The following is a 15,929-nucleotide window of genomic DNA, read 5'->3' on the forward strand; positions in this document are numbered from 1 at the left end:
GACTATGGACGGTCAAACGGGCATTTTTATGGTGGTTCATCCGGGCTCTTTGGGGTCTGGAGAGGTGTGGTAACCACCATTTTCCAAAGATGTCCCGGATGAACAACGTACAGAGAGATCACAGTTAGTCGACTGCTCTTCGTTCCGGCGGCGCAAAACCCCGCGCTGCGCGCGACAGTCGACTAACAGTCGACTCTACCCCCCCTCCACTGCTGGGAGGTGACCTTGCCGTTACGGCACTGCCGCCGTCACCACGATCTCGACCTTCCAGTCGGCGTGGGCCAGCTTGGCCTCGACCGTGGCGCGCGCCGGGGTCGCACCCTCCACCACCCACTCATCCCATGCCTTGTTCATGCCGTCGAAATCGGCCATGTCGGCCAGGAACACTTCGGCGCGCAGCACGTGCTGGCGATCACTGGCCACCAGCGCCAGCAGCTTGTCGATCTCGGCCAGCACCTGCCGGGTCTGCCCGGTGATGTCCTGGCTGGTGTCTTCCGGAATCTGGCCGGAAAGGTAGGCGACCTTGTTGTACACGGTCATTTCGGACATGCGCGGTCCGACGTCGTAACGCTCCATCATGGGCGTGGCTCCTGCGGGTGATCAGGCCTGCATTGTCCTCCAAACCGGTCAACGATGGGTGCAGGGCAGCCATTCACACACGGTCACTACCGGCTTCCGACAGCGACGCTGGTCAAATGCCAGCGACAGGCGCACGATGCGCCACGGCTGCATTGACACCGCCCTCGCCCTCCCTGACGCACCCTTGCGCCGATGACCGAAACCACCGACCCCGCCACCGCTCCCTCCACCCCGGCATGGAAGCGGGTCCTCACCATCGTCATCCCGCTGCTGATCCTTGCGTTGGCGCTGCACGGCCTGGCCAACGAGTTCGATGAGAACGGCTACCGCGCCATCCGCCATGCCTTCCACCAGCTCAGTGGCACGCAGATCGCGCTTACTGTCTTGCTGGGCCTGGCCAGCTATGCCTGCCTGATCGGCTTTGATGCCATCGGCCTGCGCCGCAGCGGCATCCGCGTGCATCCGGCGCGCATCGGCATCACCGCGTTCCTGGCACACACGCTCGGCCAGACCGTGGGCTTTGCCGCGCTCACCGGCGGTGCGGTGCGCCTGCGCGGCTACCGTACCGCCGGCCTCGACCTGGCGCAGATCGGCCAGGTCGTGCTGATGAGCACGCTCGGCTTCGTGTTCGGTGCGTGGCTGCTGATCAGCGTGGCGCTGTGCATGGAACCGGCGGCAGCGGCGCTTGCCCTGCCGCTGGACCCGGATGCGGTGCGCGTGGTCGGCATCGTCGCGCTGCTGGCCTATGCGGCCACCCTGCTGCTGGTCGGCCGCGATGGACGCCAGTTCAGCGTGTTCGGCCATGTGCTGTGGCTGCCCGACCGGCGCACGATGATCGGGGTGACCGTGCTCAGCGTGATCGAGCTGGTGCTGGCCAGTGCCGCGTTCTATGTGCTGCTTCCGGACTCGACGCCGACCGGCCTGCCCGGCTTCGTCGGCCTGTACCTGGTCGCGGTGCTGGCCGGCCTGGTTTCGACCGTGCCCGCCGGCCTCGGCGTGTTCGAATGGAGCCTGCTGAAGCTGCTGCCACAGGTGGCACCGGCTGCGGTGCTGGCGGCGGCGTTGATCTACCGCGTCACCTACTACGTACTGCCCCTGCTGCTGGCCACCCTGCTCGCGCTTGCGCCCGCGCTGCGCCAGCCGCTGCAGGCCAGTGCCGGGGCAACCCGTGCCGGCTGGAACGCGCTGCGCCCATGGTTGCCGCAGATCATCGCGCTGGCGGTGTTCAGCATCGGTGCTGCGCTGGTCATCGACGGCACATTGCCCACGCCGCGCCGTCACCTGGTCAACGCATCACTGCCGATCCTGGAAACGTCCCATCTGATCGGCAGCCTCAGCGGCGTCGCCCTGCTGCTGATCGGCCAGGGCCTGGCCCGGCGCAGCCATGCCGCATGGATGCTGGCGATGGCCGTGTGCGTGATCACCCCGTTGCCACTGTGGCTGCGCGGTGGCCAACCGTTGATCGCGGTCTCCGCCCTGCTGGTGGCGATGGCGCTGTGGGCCGCACGCCGCGAGTTCTACCGCCAGGGCGCGCTGCTCGATGAAGCATGGTCGTGGCCATGGCTGCGCAACCTCGGCCTGGTACTGGTGGCGGTCACTTGGCTGTTGTTCTTCACCTACAGCCATGTCGAGTACCAGAACGAACTATGGTGGCAGTTTGCGATATCCGGCAACGCACCGCGTGCGCTGCGTGCGCTGCTGGTGGTGGCGATCGCGCTTGTGATGTTCGGCCTGGCGCGGCTGCTGCACAGTACGCGCAGCCCGCTGCCAGCCGCCGACGAGGCCACGCTGCAATCATTGGCGCCGGTACTGGCCGGTGCCACCGATACCCAGGCCTGCCTGGTACTGACCGCCGACAAGGCGGTGCTGCGCGATGATGCGAAACAGGGCTTTGTGATGATGCAGCGCTACGGCGGTTCGCTGATCGCGATGGGCGATCCGGTCGGCCCGCCTGATGTGGCGCGCGCGCTGATATGGCGCTTCCGCGAGGAAGCTGACCGGCTCGGCCTGCGCCCGGTGTTCTACCAGGTGGGCGAGACCTACTGGCAGACCTATCTCGACCTGGGCCTGGGCCTGGTCAAGCTGGGCGAGGAAGCGATCGTGCCCTTGCACGACTTCGGCCTGGAAGGCCGCGAACGCGCCGATCTGCGCCAGGCCTGGAACCGTGGGAAGCGCGGGGGCCTTTCGTTCCGCGTGGCACCGGTGGAAGAGATTCCCAGCCTGCTTCCCCGCCTGCACGCGATCTCCAACGCGTGGCTGGAAGACAAGGCCGGCGACGAGAAGGGTTTCTCGCTGGGCAGCTACGATCCGGATTACCTGGCGCGCTTCCCGGTGGCACTGGTCGAAGCCGAGGGCCAGATCGTGGCATTCGCCAACCTGTGGCAGGCACCGGCCGGTGCCGAGCTGTCGGTGGACCTCATGCGCCATGTCAACGAGGCACCGAAGGGCACGATGGACTTCCTGTTCATCGAGCTGTTCCTGTGGGGCCGCGCTCAGGGCTATGCGCGCTTCTCGCTGGGCATGGCGCCGCTGTCCGGGCTGGCCCAGCATCGCCTTGCTGGGCGCTGGAACCGACTGGCCGGCCTGCTGGCGCGGCATGGCGAACGCTTCTATGGCTTCAGTGGCCTGCGCCGCTTCAAGTCGAAGTTCGACCCGCAGTGGCGACCGCGCTATCTGGCAGCACCCGGCGGCATGCATCTGCCGGCCGCGTTGCTGGATGCCACGCGCCTGATCTCGCTGGACCCGCGGCGTAACTGAAGCCCTGAGCCGCCGGGCATGGCCCGGCGCTGCAAACCACCCGGTAGGTATCGACCTTGGTCGACACGGCGGCGACAGCGTTCGGGCGTGGCCCGGCGCTACGCCCCGCCCTTGAGGATCACTTCGGCCAATCGGTCGTAATCACCATTGAAGTGATGGTCGCCCGGAAGCTTCACCTTCTGCACGCCGTCGTTGGCCGGCAGGCCGGGGCACAGCGCGTCGTCATCCTTGTCGCCATACACGCAGAGGGTCTTCGCCGCCGGCAGCTTCGCCACTTCCGGCGCGATCGGCAGTCCGTCACCGCCGCCCCCCAGCCAGTTGCTGACATGGAATTCGAAGTCAGCCTTCCTGCCCACCGACAGCAGCACGATACGGTCCAGCGCCTCACGGGTGCCGGCATCAAGCTGGTTGATGGTGGCCGGCAGCACGTCGGCACCCTGCGAGAAACCGATCAGCATCACCTTGTCGCGATGCCACTGCTGGCGGTAGTGATCGATGATCTTCTGCAGGTCAGCGGCAAATCCCTTCGGCGTGCGTTCGCTCCAGAAGTAGCGCAGTGAGTCGATGCCGACCACGGCCACGCCATGTTCGTTGAGCGACGATGCCACGTCCTTGTCCAGGCCGGCCCAGCCGCCATCGCCGGAAACGAACACGGCCAGCGTGTCGCCGCTGCCGGTCGCCGGTACTTCCACTATCGGCAGGCCCTTCAGCGCGGCTGGTGGCGGTGCCAGGCTGACGCCGGCCTGCGCGCCGATCACCCGCGCCGCCGCCACCAGGCCGGGTGAAGCATCGCCGCGCGCGGTGCGCTTGAACTCGCGTGCCATCGCCACCTGCTGCACGAAGCGGCTGGCCTCGCCAACCTTGCAGCCATGGTCGCCGGCGGCGCTCAGCCACGGGGAATTCAACTCGGCAGGCTGCAGCTTGTTGTGCTTCACACCATCGCCGCAGACCATGCGCTCGTGGCTGTGATCCGGGCAGAAGCCGGTGGTCAGCAGGCCGGCGAATACCTGGGTGTCGGCCTGTGCGGCCAGCGTGTAGGCCATCTCGGCGCCTTCACCATCACCACCGACCAGCGGCAGGTGGTAGCCAGGTAGGTGCAGGGAGGCCTGCAACCAGCGCGAGAAGTTCTCGACGTCGCCGGAACCGAACGAACAGGTCGGATTCCCCTCGCGCTTGAGCACGCTGCGCAGATGCGCGATGTCCACGGCAGCGACCATCGCGCCATCGGCACGCAGGGCTTCGATCGGAAGGCGGCTGGTATCACCACCGGCGGTGGATTCATGGAACCAGATCACCACACGCTGCGGCGTGCCAGCCGGCATGTGCACCGGAATCTGCTCGAACCGCCCGTGGCTGAACTGCTGCACGTTGGCCGCCGCCATTGCCGGCAGTGCTGCCAACGCCAGAACCACACCCATTGCCCTGCCCAGCCCTGCACGCTTCATGTCGCATCCCCGATGGAATGCGCACACGATACGCCGCCGCCGCGTGCACGGCACGTACCGGCGCAGGCCGTTGGGGATTCAGTGGGCTGCGGCCCGACGGCTGCGCCGGTACAGGGCCATCGCCAGATACAGCAGCCAGCCAACGATCACCGCGATCACCACTTTCTGTCCCAGCCCACGCGGTGGTCCACCACGCCACAGCACATGCAGCCACAGCAGCACGAAGGCCAGCCATGCCCAGCCCCAGAGCAGGCCCGCGGCGGACTGCCAACCCGGTTCGCGGCGCAGGTACCAGGCCTGCAGCAGCATGCCGACGCTGGCACACAGGAACGCGGTGTTGGCTGCCAGTCCATGGATGAACGGTGCAAGCAGCGGGGTCGCTTCAGGCAGCCAGCTGTCACCGATGGCGACCGTCGCCAGCCCCAGCGCAGAGACAGTGAACAACAGCGGCGCCGCCGCACTGCGGCGCGGCCCGATGCTGCCGCGATACAGCGCAATGCCAAGCGCCGCAATGGCCAGCGCCAGCAGGCAGTAGGCAGCGCGCAATGCCAGGCCCCACGGCCCGTGCAGGTACAGGCTCAAGGTTGCCCGCACCCAGTCCAGATCACTGCGCGCGACCTGGGTCCACAGCGCGGTGGTCACGAACAGCAGCAGCGCCACCAGTGCCAGCACCGCCGCCGGACGCGCACGGCTCATGGCGTTGCCTCCGGATGCCGCGTCTTCCACTCGGCCAGCGCCTTGCGATAGCGCTGCAGCTCATCGGCATACAGATCCAGCACGCACAACGGACAGCCGCTGCCACAGCACTCGTTGGGACCGGGCTCTTCGGGGGGCAGCGGGCGGGGGTCGGGATCAGGGACGGACACAGTGGGAAGCGACAATCGGTGAGAGCAGGCCCAAGTGTACCGGTCCAGCTCAGCGGGCCAGCTGTCGACGCAGGTTTTCCCGAGCCGCCGCATCCAGGCGCTGGTGGAAGAAGTCACTGAGGAAGATGCGCGGCGCCCGCAGCAGCCCCTGCAGGAAACGGCGACGCCCGGCGCGGTACAGGAAGCCCGGCACGACCCCTTTGTACTCTTCGGCCACGCCACGATCGTAGGCGGCGAACACCGGCTCGGGCGCGGCCAGGATCGCCATGTCGCAGTCCAGGAACAGCGCGGCCTCGGCATCAACGTCGTCCGGGCCCAGATCGCCATGGCGGGCTGTCAGCAGGATCAACTGCTCGACCCGCGCGGCGTCGACGCCGGCCAGTTCCGGGGCCCGTGCGATTGCCTGCAGGGCCAGCGCCGCCGAACGCGCTTCGTTATCCTTGCGGCCCGCCACATAGATCGCGTCGTGGTAGAGCACGGCCAGGTACACCTCGGCGGGCCTCTGCCAGCCCGGGCCGTCAGCCACGTCCTGGCAGTGCTGCAGCACCGCGCGTACGTGTCCGAAGTGGTGGTAGGCGCGGGGCGGCGTTGCGTAGCTGTCCTGCAGCGCCTGCCACTGCGCAGGAGCCAGCGTCAGCGGAGAGAAATCCATACCCGGATCATCCCGCCTGCGCAGCCCCGCGGCAAGCTGATGGTTTTTTCACCACATACTCACAACGCTTGCCCGGTGAGGCCTGGACGCGGTTGTCCACAGCTTTGTCGAGCGCTGGTCCACATCGGTTGTGGATGAAACGCCGTACCGGCCACGCGCCGACCAACGGTCACTGCAGCGCGGCGCCGCCGGGTCTACACTCGCCGCAGGCGGGAGCGCCCGCCGCTGCCGGGAACTGTCATGTACCGCCCTGCCGCCCGCATCTTCGTCGTGGTCCTGGCCGCTTTGATGGCCGCGCCGCTCTGCGCACAGAACCACCCGCGCACCGATGCACTCCCGCCCATCGGCAGCGTCCCCCCGGTGGAGGTCCCCTCACCGGAACAGGTCTTCGCGATTCCTCCCGCAATGCGCGCGATGCTGCAGGCGCAGGTGATCGACCGCAGTTCATCGCGCGAGCAGCGGCTGCAGGCACTGGTGGAAATGATCTTCGGCCGCCAGGGGCTGGACCTGCAGTACGACGCGAACGCGACCTATACCGTGGACGAAGTCTGGCAGCAGCGCCGCGCCAACTGCCTCGCCTTCACGCTGATGTTCGTGGCACTGGCGCGCGAGGCTGGCATCCAGGCCCGCGTCCAGGAAGTCGGCCAGGTCGTGTCCTGGTACCAGGACCAGGACGCCGGCGTGGTCTACAGTGTGGGCCACGTCAACGCGGGCGTGGAGATCGCGGGGCGTTACGCCACGGTCGACCTCGATCGCAACGTACTCTACGACCGCCGCGGCCCGCAGCCGGTCAGCCGCGCGCGTGCACTGGCGCATTTCTACAACAATCGAGGTGCCGAACGCATGGCCGAAGGAGACCTCCTCGGCGCCCGCGCGTTCTTCGATGCCTCGGTCGTGCAGGACCGCGCGTTCCCCTCGGTCTGGAACAACCTGGGTGTGCTCGACAACCGTGAGGGCAACACCGGTGCGGCGCGGGAGGCACTGGACCGCGCCCTGCGCCTGGACGGCCGCCAGGATGCGGCGCTGACCAATGCCAGCGCGCTGTATCGGCAGCTTGGGCTGGATGCGCAGGCCAAGGCCCTGGAGCGACGCTTGAAGTCGGTGCAGCGTGAGGACCCGTTCGCGCAGTACATGCTGGGCACGCAGGCCGAGCAGGCCGGAAAGCTGGCCGAAGCCATCCGCTATTACCGGCAGGCCGTACGCCTGTATGACACCGCGCACCAGTTCCACTTCGGGCTGGCGCGCGTGTATTTCCTGTCCGGGCAGCTTGAACGCGCCGACCGTGAACTGACCCGCGCGCAGCTTCTGGGTGGTGCACCGGAGCAGGCACGCTACCAGGCCAAGCTCGACAGCCTGGCCCGCTGGCGCGCGCAGCAGCAGGCCAGGCGCTGAGACCGATCAGGCCTTCTTGAGGAAGCAGGTCTTCAGGACCAGGCCCTTGATCTTGTCCGAGTTGCCTTCGATGTGCTCGGCATCATCTTCGACCAGGCGGATGTTGCGGATCACGGTGCCCTGCTTCAGCGGGATCGAAGACCCCTTCACCTTCAGGTCCTTGATCACGGTGACGGTGTCGCCGGCCTGCAGGGTATTGCCGTTGCTGTCACGCACGACCAGGGTCGAACCGGCACTTTCCTCGGCGGTCCATTCGAAACCGCAATCGGCGCAGATCCACAGCGCGCCATCGGCATAGGTGTTTTCCAGGGTGCACTGCGGGCAGGCGGGAACAGACGACATCGGCAAGTACCTCAAAGTGAATCAACAGCCGCCATTGTAACCGCCCGGTCTGGGGCCCCGGCTCCCTGGCAGGTGCCCGGCCGCCGCCATGACCGCGGCTGGAGCAGCCGTGACGCTGGAACTTGCAGTCGGCGGCGAACTGCAGCAGAGTGCGCGGCCCCTGACCGCCCCCGGAACTCCCCATGCGCCTCGGCATCGACTTCGGTACCAGCAACTCCGCCGCCGCCATCGTGCATGAGGGGAAACTGCTGCCGATCCGTTTCGGTGACGCCGAACAGTTCCGCACCAGCGTGTACTTCCCCGGCGTGGTGCCCGACCCGGACGACTTCCAGCTCGACGACGGCCAGGAACACCAGCTGCAGCAGATGATCGACAGCGCCGCGCGTGCAGCCCGTGCCGCCGGCCAGGAACGCACGCCGCAGGCGCTGCGCCGTGAAGCCCTGCGCGCCCTGCGCCGGGAATGGATGGAAGCCCGCGCCGGCAAGGAACGCAGTGCCAGCGACCTGCTGCAGAACGCGGTCTACGGCGACGACGCGCTGGAAGCCTATTTCGAGGAACACGAAGGCAACCTGGTGCAGAGCCCGAAGTCGATGCTGGGCTACAACCTGCACCCACGCGCGAAGCAGACCATCACCGGCATCGCCGCGCACATCCTCGAACACATCCGCCTGACCGCCAGCGCCCAGCTTGGCCAGCCGCTGCGTGCCGCTCTGCTCGGCCGCCCGGTGCAGTTCCGCAGCTCGATCGGCGCGGCCGGCAATGACCAGGCACTGGATATCCTGCGCGAGGCCGCCACCCAGGCCGGCTTCGACCAGATCGATTTCCTCGAAGAACCCGCCGCGGCGGCCATGCACTACCACGCCGAAAGCCGCGAGCGGCACCAGGCGGTGATCGTCGACATCGGCGGCGGTACCACCGATATCGCGCATGCCGAAGTCGGCGGCGACGACGCCCCGCGTATCCACCGCGCGTGGGGTATCGCCCGCGGCGGTACCGACATTGATCTGGCGCTGAGCCTGTCCAGCTACATGCCGCTGTTCGGCCGCGGCATCACCCGCGTGCCCGCCCACCACTATGTGGAAGCAGCCACCGTGCAGGACATGACGCGCCAGCGCGACTTCCGCCAGCACAAATACGATCACGTCGACGAGCCGTGGGGCGGGCGCCTGCAGGCCCTGCAGGACACCGGCAATACCGCCCGCCTGTACCGCGATGTCGAACGCGCCAAGATCGCCCTCAGCGCCGCCAGCGAGCACCGCAGCACGCTGGACTACATCGCCCGCGACCTGCATGCCGACAGTAGCGCCGATGGCCTGGCCGCCGCCGCCCACGGCTACCTGGAGCAGATCCGGGAACTGCTGGCCCAGGTCCGCAGCGACATCGGGGGCGACCCGGATGCGGTGTTCCTGACCGGCGGCATGTCCCGTGCCGGCTACCTGCGCCAGGCCGTGGCCGAGGCCTTCCCGGGGGCCCGCATGGTCCACGGCGAGCCCTCGCTGGGCGTGGTCCAGGGCCTGGCGTTGGCGGCAGCCAGCCAGGATTAACAAAACGTTACGCGATCTAAGTTACTCTTGGTCGGCTAGAACCCCGCTGCACCTTCCACCGGCCACGCCGGTGTGTGTCCACGGTGCAGCCTGGCCCGCCCTGCGGGCCTAGCGGCCATGCCTTCCTGGCTCGTTCATGGTCCGCGCAGCACCTGAGCCGCCATCGAGACCCGCTTTGGGCACCCGCCAGGCCCCTGTGGCCTTACAACCTGACGCAGCACCTGCACCCATCGACTGCCGCCGTTGTGACGCGGTCTGTTGCCGGCTGCCCGTGCTGCTGCAGCCCGGCGACCACGTGCCTGGCCAGTTCCTGTCACGCGACACCCACGGCCGTGCCGTGATGGCGCGCAACGAGGAAGGCTGGTGCGCGGCGATCGATCCCTATCACCTGCGCTGCACGATCTATTCGCAGCGCCCGGCGATCTGCCGCCAGTTTTCGATGGGCGGCGATGACTGCCGCCGCGAGCGGCAGGACTACCTGCGCCAGGCCGACGCCTGGGCGCTTTCCTCCCCTTCCACCTGACAGGAGCAACCATGCCCCGCAAGGCAAAGACCCCCGCGAAGGCCAGCAACAGCATCCGCAGCGAACGCAAGGGCGCGGCCGCCAGCACCGTGGTCAGCAGCGATTCGATCGCTTCGGACCTGGCAGCGTTCCGCAAGGCCGGTGGCAAGATCGAAGTCCTCGGCACCACCTGGGCGCTGAAGAAAGCCAGCTGACCCAGTACCGACCGCGGCGGCGCTGCCGCCGCGGCCTGCCGGACCGTGCTCAGCGATCCAGGCGTACCCGCACACTGCCCGAATGCGACTGGATGCGGATGTCTCCATCACCGCCCCCCAGACGCGTATCGAGATGGCTGCCCGGCCCATAGCGCGGCCGCTCCACCTGACCGGCGTCGCTGTTGATCGAGCCGCTGAAGCTGTTCACCGACAGCTGTGCCGACACCGTGCGTGGCAGGCTCAGCGTGACCGAGGCACTGACCGATTCGACATTGATGCGGCCGCCGGGCGCCAGCCCGGCCGCTGCCAGATCGATGCTGCCAGAGACGGTTTCCACCGCCAGTCGCTGCACGCGCCCGGCGTCGACCTGGACCCGTCCGGACACCGTCTGCGCACCGATATCACCGGACACGCCGCCGCCGGCCTCGATGCGGCCACTGACGGTGTTCACATCCAGCTTCGGCGTCTGCAGGCGTGCGCTGACGCTGCCACTGACCGTGTTGAGCTTGCTGTCGCCACTGCGGCCAGCCGCGCTCAGGCTGCCGCTGACCGTGTCGGCCTGCAGCCGTCGCACATCGATACCACTGATGTCCTGGCTGGCGCTGACCGTGCTCAGCAGCAGCTCCACAGATCGCGGCACGTTCAGCACCAGCGTTGCACCGCCGTTGTTGCTGCGGCGCGGATATTCGATCTCCCAGCGCACACGGTTGGCGCTTTTTTCCTGACGCAACTGCAGGCCGTCGCTGAGCGTGCCTGTGAGCTGCACGTCATTGCGGTCCCAGCCACGCACGGTCACCTTGCCGGCCACGTTGCTCAGCTCGATGCGCCCCCCCGCAGCCAAGGTGTGGCGCTCGTCGATGCGGGTGTCGGCCAGCGCCACGGCAGGGGCCAACAGCAGCGCGACGCAACAGGAAATCAGGGTTCGGGTCATGGGGGTCTCCTCAGGTCGTCAAGCCGGACTCGGCGGCATAGGCCGCCTGCCGGGTCAGTTCCAGCCGCAGCGCATAGGTGCGCTTGAGCTGGCCAAGCAGGTGCGGCGCACGCGGGTCCTGCGCCAGGGCGGCACGGATCTGCGCCGCGCTTTCATCCAGTTCATGCAGGGCCGGCTGCCATTCCGGCGCCCGTCCATCGGGCAGCGCGGCCACGGCCTGCTGGTACTGCTCGGTCATCGCCGCGGCCTGCAGCTGCAGGGCGGACGGCGCCGGCGTATCCGGCTGCGCATGCCGCCACGGCGCCACCGCATACAGTGCCAGGCTGGCAGCCAGGGCGGCGCCGGCCGGCCACCACCAGCGGCGCCGCGAACGCACCGGCAGGACCACCACGTTGTCCGTTGGCGCGGGTGCTGCCTGCGATTCACGCGGCGGCAGCCGGGCGGACAGGCGTGCCCAGCCATCGGCGGGTACATCGCGCTCGTTCGGCAGCGCGCGCAGCCGGGCCAGCAGGTCGTGATCGGAATCGTGTTCGTGTGTACTCATGTCATGTCTCCCAGCCGTGCGCGCAACAGGCCGCGCGCACGATGCAGCTGTGCCTTGGAACTGCCGACAGCCATCTGCAGCTGCTCGGCGATTTCCTGGTGTTTCCAGCCTTCGATATCGTGCAGCACCAGTACCGCACGCGCCCGTGGTGGCAGTGTCGACAATGCGCGCTCCAGGTCACGCTCGGTACCCGCGCAACGGTCATGCACCGCCAGTTCCTGCAGGCCGCCATCGACATCCTCCAGACTGTCGTGATCCTGCCCTGCGGCGCGACCGCGCAGTTCCATCAGTGCGGCGTTGACCCCCAGCCGATGCAGCCAGGTGGACAGGCTGCTCTCGAAACGGAACCCTGGCAGGGCTTTCCAGGCCTGCAGGAAGGCCTCCTGCAGCGCATCCTCGGCACGTGCCTGCTGGCCGCCACACAACCGCCACAGGACAGCGAATACACGCGGCGCGTGACGCCGGTACAGCAGTTCGTAGGCAGCGGTGTCGCCGGCGGCCGCCGCCCGCACCAGGGCGGGTTCGTCGACGGCGTCGTTGGCGGCAGGCAGCGCGGGCATGGTGGTGTCGAGCATATCGCTTGGATGCGGCGACCCGGGAAAAGGTTTAGAGCCGATCGACGGCCGATGCCATGCAACCTTTTCGACGGCTGCTGCATCCATGGAAGGTCCTTCGCGAATCTGCCGTCCGGGAGTCCTGCCATGTCCAGCCCTTCCTGCGCCGCCCTGCTGGTGATCGCTGCCTGCGTCCTGCTGCAGGCGCTGGGCCTGTCACTGCAGCTGCGCCCCGACAACGGCCGCGCCTGCCTGCATCAGCACCGCCAGGAGCTGGTCTGCCTGGCCTGGACCCCGGCGGTCGAATCCCCCGCACGCGCCGGGTAACATCGAGGGCCGTTATTGCCACCCGTCGTCGCCCCCATGATGTTGTCGCTGAAGGATCACCTGCCGGCCTGGACCTACCCTTGGCTCCACGACGCGGGTATCGCCGTGAAGATCCTGCTCACCCTGCTGGCCGCGTGGCTGCTGCGGGTGCTGGCACGGCGCTTGATCCGCCGCTTCGCCGAGCACTACACGCTGCCACCGGAAATGGTGATGGGCGCGCGCCGGATCACCAGTTTCGTGGTCTATTTCAGCGCAGTGCTGTACATCCTCAGCCTGCTCGGCGCGTCGCCGTCGGTACTGTGGACCGCGTTCACCGGCTTCGCGGCGGTGGGTGCGGTGGCCTTCTTCGCGGCCTGGAGCGTGCTCTCCAACATCTTCTGCACGCTGCTGATCTTCACCACGCGCCCGTTCCGCCTGCATGACTACATCGAGGTGCTGGAGAACGGCGAGAAACCGGGCCTGAAGGGGCGGGTGATCGACGTGAACCTGATCTACACCACGCTGCAGGAGACCGGCGACGGCCACGAGGGCACGGTGCTGCAGCTGCCGAACAACCTGTTCTTCCAGCGCACGGTGCGGCGCTGGCGTGACCCGGCACAGGCCCCCGGCGGCATCCAGGGCGACGGCTGAGGGGGGGGGCCCTTGCAGGGCTGCGCCCTGCACCTGCAGAGGCCGAAGCCGAAGCAAGATCAAGAGCGGCATTCCGTGGGATGGCGGGGCGGTGTGGGTGGTCAGGACACGCCGTAAACCCGTCCATGGGGGCTCGATGGCGCCATCCATGGCGCCAACGGTCCTGCCCACCCACACCGCCCTGCCAACCCACGGAATGCCAGCCTTTGATGTTGACGTTGCTTCTGCAGGTGCAGGGCGCAGCCCTGCAATAAAACACCCCTTACCTCAGCTGGCTGTCCTTGCTGCCACGCCGGTTGTACCCGGCATGCGCCTGCTCTTCGTCGTCGTGCGCCTGCTGGCACGCCACGCACAGCCGTACCCCGGGCACGGCCTGGCGCCGCGCCAACGGAATCGGCGCGTCGCATTCCTCACAGTGTTCCAGACCAGGGCCCTGCCGCAGCTGGCGCCGCGCGCGGGCAATCGCATCGTCGACGGTGGCGTCGATCTGATCCTGGACCGCGCCGTCTCCCGCCCAACCGGTGGCCATGGCCATCCTCCGCAGGTGTGTCGCCTGAAATGGGGACGATACACCCGCGCACAAAGGAGCAGACCTGTGTTGAGCCGAGCCATGCCCGGCTGATCTTCAGCAATCTGAGCAGAACGTGGAGGGCTTCAATCAGGTCGATCGCGACTTAATCCCCTCCGTCCCCTTTTCGCTTACCAGACCAGGTCGTCGGGCACCTGGAACTGGGCGTAGTAGGCGTCGTCCTCGGCATTGCCGGTGGATATCTCAGCGGTCGAGCCCGGCTGGCCGTGGTCGACGATGATCGCTTCCGGGGCGCGCTCACGCACCTTCTCGGCAGCAGCACGTGGCAGCAGAGCGTAACCGTCGCCGTGGGCAACGATGACCAGCACGCCGACCGACAGCGCCTTGCGCAGCTTGGGGTCGATCAGCAGGGTGCGGATCGCCGTGCCATCGCTGAAGCGGTACTCGTCATCGCCCTTGTGGGGCACGGCATGGGCCGCGATGATCTGCTTCGCCTGCGCCTTCTGTTCAGCCTGCCTGGCCTGCGCATTGCGCTCGGCGGCCAGCGCGCGGTCGCGCTCGATCTTCTCGGCGCGGACGCGTTCAGCCTCGCGCTGGACCTCGGCCGAGGTCGATTCGGCCTTGCCCTGGCGGGCCTTGGCCTGCTCGCGCGCGGCGGCGCTGGCCTGCGACTTCTTGGCCAGGCCGGCCTTGAGCAATTGTTCCTGCAGCGCGTTGGGCTTTGCCATGGTCGGTGCGTACCGCGTGTAATCTTGGATGCCCCATTCTACCGACGCCCCGCCGCCCCTGCATGGCAGTCCTGAAGTACCTCACCGGCTATCCCGAACCCCTGGTCGCCCAGGTCAGCGAACTGCTGGCGCAAGGCAAGCTCGGCCCCTGGCTGCAGCAGCGCTATCCCGACCCCCACGAGGTGCGCAGCGACCGCCAGCTGTACGACTACACCCAGGAGCTGAAGGACCGCTACCTGCGCAAGTCGGTGCCGCTCAACAAGGTCTGCTACGACAACACGCTGGAAGTGATCAAGCACGCGCTGGGCACTCATACCGCCATTTCCCGCGTGCACGGCGGCCGCCTCAAGGCCAGCCGCGAGATCCGCATCGCCACCGTGTTCCGCCAGGCACCAGCAGCGTTCCTGCGCATGATCGTGGTACATGAGCTGGCCCACCTGAAGGAAGCCGACCACAACAAGGCCTTCTACCAGCTGTGCCAGCACATGGAGCCGGATTACCTGCAGCTGGAGTTCGATACCCGCCTGTACCTGACCGAGCTGGCCAACCGCGGCCAGCGCTGACCGGCCGCAGCAGCTACACTGCGCGCCCCCTGCCCGACCTTGCCGCCATGGAACCGATCCGTCTCGACAAACGCCTGTCCGCCCTGCTCGGCATCCCGCGCGGCGAAGCGCGACGCTACATCGAAGGCGGCTGGGTCACGGTCAATGGCGACGTGGTGGAACAGCCGCAGCGCCCGGTCGACGAGGCCGCGCAGATCGTGGTCGCCGAGCAGGCCAGCGATGAAAAGGCCGAACGGGTCAGCATGCTCCTGCACAAGCCGGCCGGCATTGCCGCCGAGACTCTCTGCGCGCTGGTCAGCAGTGACAGTCGCAGCGAGCTCGATGCCAGCGGCATCCGCCCCCTGCAACGCCACTTCCACGGCCTGCAGCTGGCCGCCTCGCTTCCGGCCAGCGACAGCGGCCTGGTGGTGGTCAGCCAGGATCCGGCCGCGCTGGCCCATCTGCAGCGCAATCTGGGCCGCACCGAGCAGGAATACCTGATCGAAGTGGCCGAAGGCGGCCCGGAGCGTGGGCCATGGCTGATGGCGCGTCTGCAGCAGGAGGCCGGCGGCGGCAAGGTCAGCTGGCAGAGCGAACAACGCCTGCGCTTTGCCGGCAAGGGGCTTACCGCCAAGGGCCTGCGTGCAGCGGTGACAGCCGCCGGGCTGCAGGTGACCGGGGTGCGCCGCCTGCGTATCGGACGCGTGGCGCTGGGGCCGCTGCCGCCGGGGCAGTGGCGCTACCTGGGCAGCGATGAGCGGTTCTGAGGTGTGCGGGTCAGAGCCCTTTCCTGTGGAATGGGATCCGACCCCATCGGTGACGCCCCCTCGGGGTGGGATCCCGTGCCGAA

At 67.9% G+C, this 15,929-nt stretch carries 20 protein-coding genes; 9 read left to right on the forward strand and 11 right to left on the reverse strand.

Translation table 11 applies throughout. The features are described 5' to 3' along the window. Nucleotides 1–231: 231 nt before the first annotated feature. Nucleotides 232–579: a RidA family protein gene (locus AC5P9L_RS17645; protein ID WP_005410556.1), complete on the reverse strand. Its 348-nt coding sequence runs from the start codon at nucleotides 577–579 to the stop codon at nucleotides 232–234. A gap of 192 nt (nucleotides 580–771) precedes the next feature. Here AC5P9L_RS17645 and mprF point away from each other — a divergent pair, with 192 nt between their 5' ends. Continuing rightward, nucleotides 772–3,336: a bifunctional lysylphosphatidylglycerol flippase/synthetase MprF gene (gene mprF / locus AC5P9L_RS17650; RefSeq protein ID WP_279915851.1), complete on the forward strand. Its 2,565-nt coding sequence runs from the start codon at nucleotides 772–774 to the stop codon at nucleotides 3,334–3,336. A gap of 98 nt (nucleotides 3,337–3,434) precedes the next feature. Here mprF and AC5P9L_RS17655 read toward each other — a convergent pair whose 3' ends face one another. From AC5P9L_RS17655 to AC5P9L_RS17670, 4 genes are all read right to left on the reverse strand, one after another. Continuing rightward, on the reverse strand, nucleotides 3,435–4,781 hold the full coding sequence (locus tag AC5P9L_RS17655) for a virulence factor family protein (RefSeq protein ID WP_262101788.1): 1,347 nt from the start codon (nucleotides 4,779–4,781) through the stop codon (nucleotides 3,435–3,437). Between the two features lie 78 nt (nucleotides 4,782–4,859). After that, nucleotides 4,860–5,477: a DUF998 domain-containing protein gene (locus AC5P9L_RS17660; protein ID WP_099530202.1), complete on the reverse strand. Its 618-nt coding sequence runs from the start codon at nucleotides 5,475–5,477 to the stop codon at nucleotides 4,860–4,862. Beyond that, a complete protein-coding gene (locus tag AC5P9L_RS17665; protein WP_012480947.1) occupies nucleotides 5,474–5,662 on the reverse strand; it encodes an oxidoreductase-like domain-containing protein in 189 nt (62 codons plus the stop codon). The genes AC5P9L_RS17660 and AC5P9L_RS17665 overlap by 4 nt, the downstream gene beginning before the upstream one ends. A 34-nt stretch (nucleotides 5,663–5,696) precedes the next feature. Next, the gene (locus AC5P9L_RS17670) at nucleotides 5,697–6,299 is read right to left on the reverse strand and encodes an HD domain-containing protein (protein ID WP_005410561.1); all 603 of its coding nucleotides are present in this window, start codon (nucleotides 6,297–6,299) and stop codon (nucleotides 5,697–5,699) included. A gap of 240 nt (nucleotides 6,300–6,539) precedes the next feature. Here AC5P9L_RS17670 and AC5P9L_RS17675 point away from each other — a divergent pair, with 240 nt between their 5' ends. Continuing rightward, nucleotides 6,540–7,691, forward strand: coding sequence for a transglutaminase-like domain-containing protein (locus AC5P9L_RS17675; RefSeq protein WP_099485078.1), 1,152 nt, complete (start codon nucleotides 6,540–6,542; stop codon nucleotides 7,689–7,691). Between the two features lie 6 nt (nucleotides 7,692–7,697). On the opposite strand, the gene AC5P9L_RS17680 is transcribed toward AC5P9L_RS17675, so the two are convergent. Then, a complete protein-coding gene (locus tag AC5P9L_RS17680) occupies nucleotides 7,698–8,033 on the reverse strand; it encodes a zinc ribbon domain-containing protein YjdM (RefSeq protein WP_005414225.1) in 336 nt (111 codons plus the stop codon). Nucleotides 8,034–8,215: 182 nt separating this feature from the next. On the opposite strand from AC5P9L_RS17680, the gene AC5P9L_RS17685 reads away from it, so the two are divergent. The 3 genes from AC5P9L_RS17685 to AC5P9L_RS17695 all read left to right on the forward strand — a co-directional run bounded on the left by AC5P9L_RS17685 (nucleotide 8,216) and on the right by AC5P9L_RS17695 (nucleotide 10,294). Beyond that, nucleotides 8,216–9,577, forward strand: coding sequence for an Hsp70 family protein (locus AC5P9L_RS17685; RefSeq protein ID WP_012480950.1), 1,362 nt, complete (start codon nucleotides 8,216–8,218; stop codon nucleotides 9,575–9,577). Nucleotides 9,578–9,806: 229 nt separating this feature from the next. Next, nucleotides 9,807–10,100, forward strand: coding sequence for a YkgJ family cysteine cluster protein (locus AC5P9L_RS17690; protein WP_053462562.1), 294 nt, complete (start codon nucleotides 9,807–9,809; stop codon nucleotides 10,098–10,100). Nucleotides 10,101–10,111: 11 nt separating this feature from the next. Next, nucleotides 10,112–10,294 carry a hypothetical protein gene (locus AC5P9L_RS17695; protein ID WP_005410566.1) on the forward strand — a complete coding sequence of 61 codons (183 nt, stop codon included), beginning with the start codon at nucleotides 10,112–10,114 and terminating at the stop codon, nucleotides 10,292–10,294. Between the two features lie 49 nt (nucleotides 10,295–10,343). On the opposite strand, the gene AC5P9L_RS17700 is transcribed toward AC5P9L_RS17695, so the two are convergent. The 3 genes from AC5P9L_RS17700 to AC5P9L_RS17710 are packed head-to-tail and all read right to left on the reverse strand — an operon-like array spanning nucleotide 10,344 to nucleotide 12,344. After that, nucleotides 10,344–11,225: a DUF4097 family beta strand repeat-containing protein gene (locus tag AC5P9L_RS17700; protein WP_043035445.1), complete on the reverse strand. Its 882-nt coding sequence runs from the start codon at nucleotides 11,223–11,225 to the stop codon at nucleotides 10,344–10,346. Between the two features lie 10 nt (nucleotides 11,226–11,235). Continuing rightward, on the reverse strand, nucleotides 11,236–11,769 hold the full coding sequence (locus tag AC5P9L_RS17705) for a hypothetical protein (protein ID WP_005414222.1): 534 nt from the start codon (nucleotides 11,767–11,769) through the stop codon (nucleotides 11,236–11,238). Next, nucleotides 11,766–12,344 carry an RNA polymerase sigma factor gene (locus AC5P9L_RS17710; protein WP_005414221.1) on the reverse strand — a complete coding sequence of 193 codons (579 nt, stop codon included), beginning with the start codon at nucleotides 12,342–12,344 and terminating at the stop codon, nucleotides 11,766–11,768. Before AC5P9L_RS17710 ends, AC5P9L_RS17705 begins: the two co-directional genes overlap by 4 nt. A 126-nt stretch (nucleotides 12,345–12,470) precedes the next feature. On the opposite strand from AC5P9L_RS17710, the gene AC5P9L_RS17715 reads away from it, so the two are divergent. Together AC5P9L_RS17715 and AC5P9L_RS17720 are read left to right on the forward strand one after the other, a co-directional pair. Further along, nucleotides 12,471–12,650 carry a hypothetical protein gene (locus tag AC5P9L_RS17715; RefSeq protein WP_024958248.1) on the forward strand — a complete coding sequence of 60 codons (180 nt, stop codon included), beginning with the start codon at nucleotides 12,471–12,473 and terminating at the stop codon, nucleotides 12,648–12,650. Between the two features lie 36 nt (nucleotides 12,651–12,686). Beyond that, entirely contained in the window at nucleotides 12,687–13,280 is a 594-nt protein-coding gene (locus AC5P9L_RS17720) for a mechanosensitive ion channel family protein (protein ID WP_005410571.1), read from the forward strand. Between the two features lie 262 nt (nucleotides 13,281–13,542). On the opposite strand, the gene AC5P9L_RS17725 is transcribed toward AC5P9L_RS17720, so the two are convergent. Both AC5P9L_RS17725 and AC5P9L_RS17730 read right to left on the reverse strand, forming a co-directional pair. Then, nucleotides 13,543–13,809, reverse strand: coding sequence for a DksA/TraR family C4-type zinc finger protein (locus AC5P9L_RS17725; RefSeq protein WP_005414219.1), 267 nt, complete (start codon nucleotides 13,807–13,809; stop codon nucleotides 13,543–13,545). Between the two features lie 170 nt (nucleotides 13,810–13,979). After that, a complete protein-coding gene (locus AC5P9L_RS17730; protein WP_005414218.1) occupies nucleotides 13,980–14,537 on the reverse strand; it encodes a DUF2058 domain-containing protein in 558 nt (185 codons plus the stop codon). Nucleotides 14,538–14,599: 62 nt separating this feature from the next. Here AC5P9L_RS17730 and AC5P9L_RS17735 point away from each other — a divergent pair, with 62 nt between their 5' ends. Then, entirely contained in the window at nucleotides 14,600–15,100 is a 501-nt protein-coding gene (locus AC5P9L_RS17735) for a M48 metallopeptidase family protein (RefSeq protein ID WP_043035443.1), read from the forward strand. A 47-nt stretch (nucleotides 15,101–15,147) separates the two neighbouring features. Beyond that, nucleotides 15,148–15,846, forward strand: a complete 699-nt coding sequence (locus tag AC5P9L_RS17740) for an RNA pseudouridine synthase (protein WP_111117698.1) — start codon at nucleotides 15,148–15,150, stop codon at nucleotides 15,844–15,846. Nucleotides 15,847–15,929: the final 83 nt, after the last annotated feature.

The organism is Stenotrophomonas sp. YJH_SMC_64 (genome assembly GCF_059371375.1).

What these genes read in the sequence shown, in the direction of transcription:
- AC5P9L_RS17680 (WP_005414225.1), bottom strand. Translation starts at nt 8,033, where the DNA reads ATGTCGTCTGTTCCCGCCTGCCCGCAGTGCACCCTGGAAAACACCTAT.
- AC5P9L_RS17655 (WP_262101788.1), bottom strand. Translation starts at nt 4,781, where the DNA reads ATGAAGCGTGCAGGGCTGGGCAGGGCAATGGGTGTGGTTCTGGCGTTG.
- AC5P9L_RS17670 (WP_005410561.1), bottom strand. Translation starts at nt 6,299, where the DNA reads ATGGATTTCTCTCCGCTGACGCTGGCTCCTGCGCAGTGGCAGGCGCTG.
- AC5P9L_RS17700 (WP_043035445.1), bottom strand. Translation starts at nt 11,225, where the DNA reads ATGACCCGAACCCTGATTTCCTGTTGCGTCGCGCTGCTGTTGGCCCCT.
- AC5P9L_RS17695 (WP_005410566.1), top strand. Translation starts at nt 10,112, where the DNA reads ATGCCCCGCAAGGCAAAGACCCCCGCGAAGGCCAGCAACAGCATCCGC.
- AC5P9L_RS17740 (WP_111117698.1), top strand. Translation starts at nt 15,148, where the DNA reads ATGGAACCGATCCGTCTCGACAAACGCCTGTCCGCCCTGCTCGGCATC.
- AC5P9L_RS17735 (WP_043035443.1), top strand. Translation starts at nt 14,600, where the DNA reads ATGGCAGTCCTGAAGTACCTCACCGGCTATCCCGAACCCCTGGTCGCC.
- AC5P9L_RS17645 (WP_005410556.1), bottom strand. Translation starts at nt 579, where the DNA reads ATGATGGAGCGTTACGACGTCGGACCGCGCATGTCCGAAATGACCGTG.
- AC5P9L_RS17685 (WP_012480950.1), top strand. Translation starts at nt 8,216, where the DNA reads ATGCGCCTCGGCATCGACTTCGGTACCAGCAACTCCGCCGCCGCCATC.
- mprF (WP_279915851.1), top strand. Translation starts at nt 772, where the DNA reads ATGACCGAAACCACCGACCCCGCCACCGCTCCCTCCACCCCGGCATGG.
- AC5P9L_RS17720 (WP_005410571.1), top strand. Translation starts at nt 12,687, where the DNA reads ATGATGTTGTCGCTGAAGGATCACCTGCCGGCCTGGACCTACCCTTGG.
- AC5P9L_RS17660 (WP_099530202.1), bottom strand. Translation starts at nt 5,477, where the DNA reads ATGAGCCGTGCGCGTCCGGCGGCGGTGCTGGCACTGGTGGCGCTGCTG.
- AC5P9L_RS17710 (WP_005414221.1), bottom strand. Translation starts at nt 12,344, where the DNA reads ATGCTCGACACCACCATGCCCGCGCTGCCTGCCGCCAACGACGCCGTC.
- AC5P9L_RS17725 (WP_005414219.1), bottom strand. Translation starts at nt 13,809, where the DNA reads ATGGCCACCGGTTGGGCGGGAGACGGCGCGGTCCAGGATCAGATCGAC.
- AC5P9L_RS17675 (WP_099485078.1), top strand. Translation starts at nt 6,540, where the DNA reads ATGTACCGCCCTGCCGCCCGCATCTTCGTCGTGGTCCTGGCCGCTTTG.
- AC5P9L_RS17730 (WP_005414218.1), bottom strand. Translation starts at nt 14,537, where the DNA reads ATGGCAAAGCCCAACGCGCTGCAGGAACAATTGCTCAAGGCCGGCCTG.
- AC5P9L_RS17715 (WP_024958248.1), top strand. Translation starts at nt 12,471, where the DNA reads ATGTCCAGCCCTTCCTGCGCCGCCCTGCTGGTGATCGCTGCCTGCGTC.
- AC5P9L_RS17705 (WP_005414222.1), bottom strand. Translation starts at nt 11,769, where the DNA reads ATGAGTACACACGAACACGATTCCGATCACGACCTGCTGGCCCGGCTG.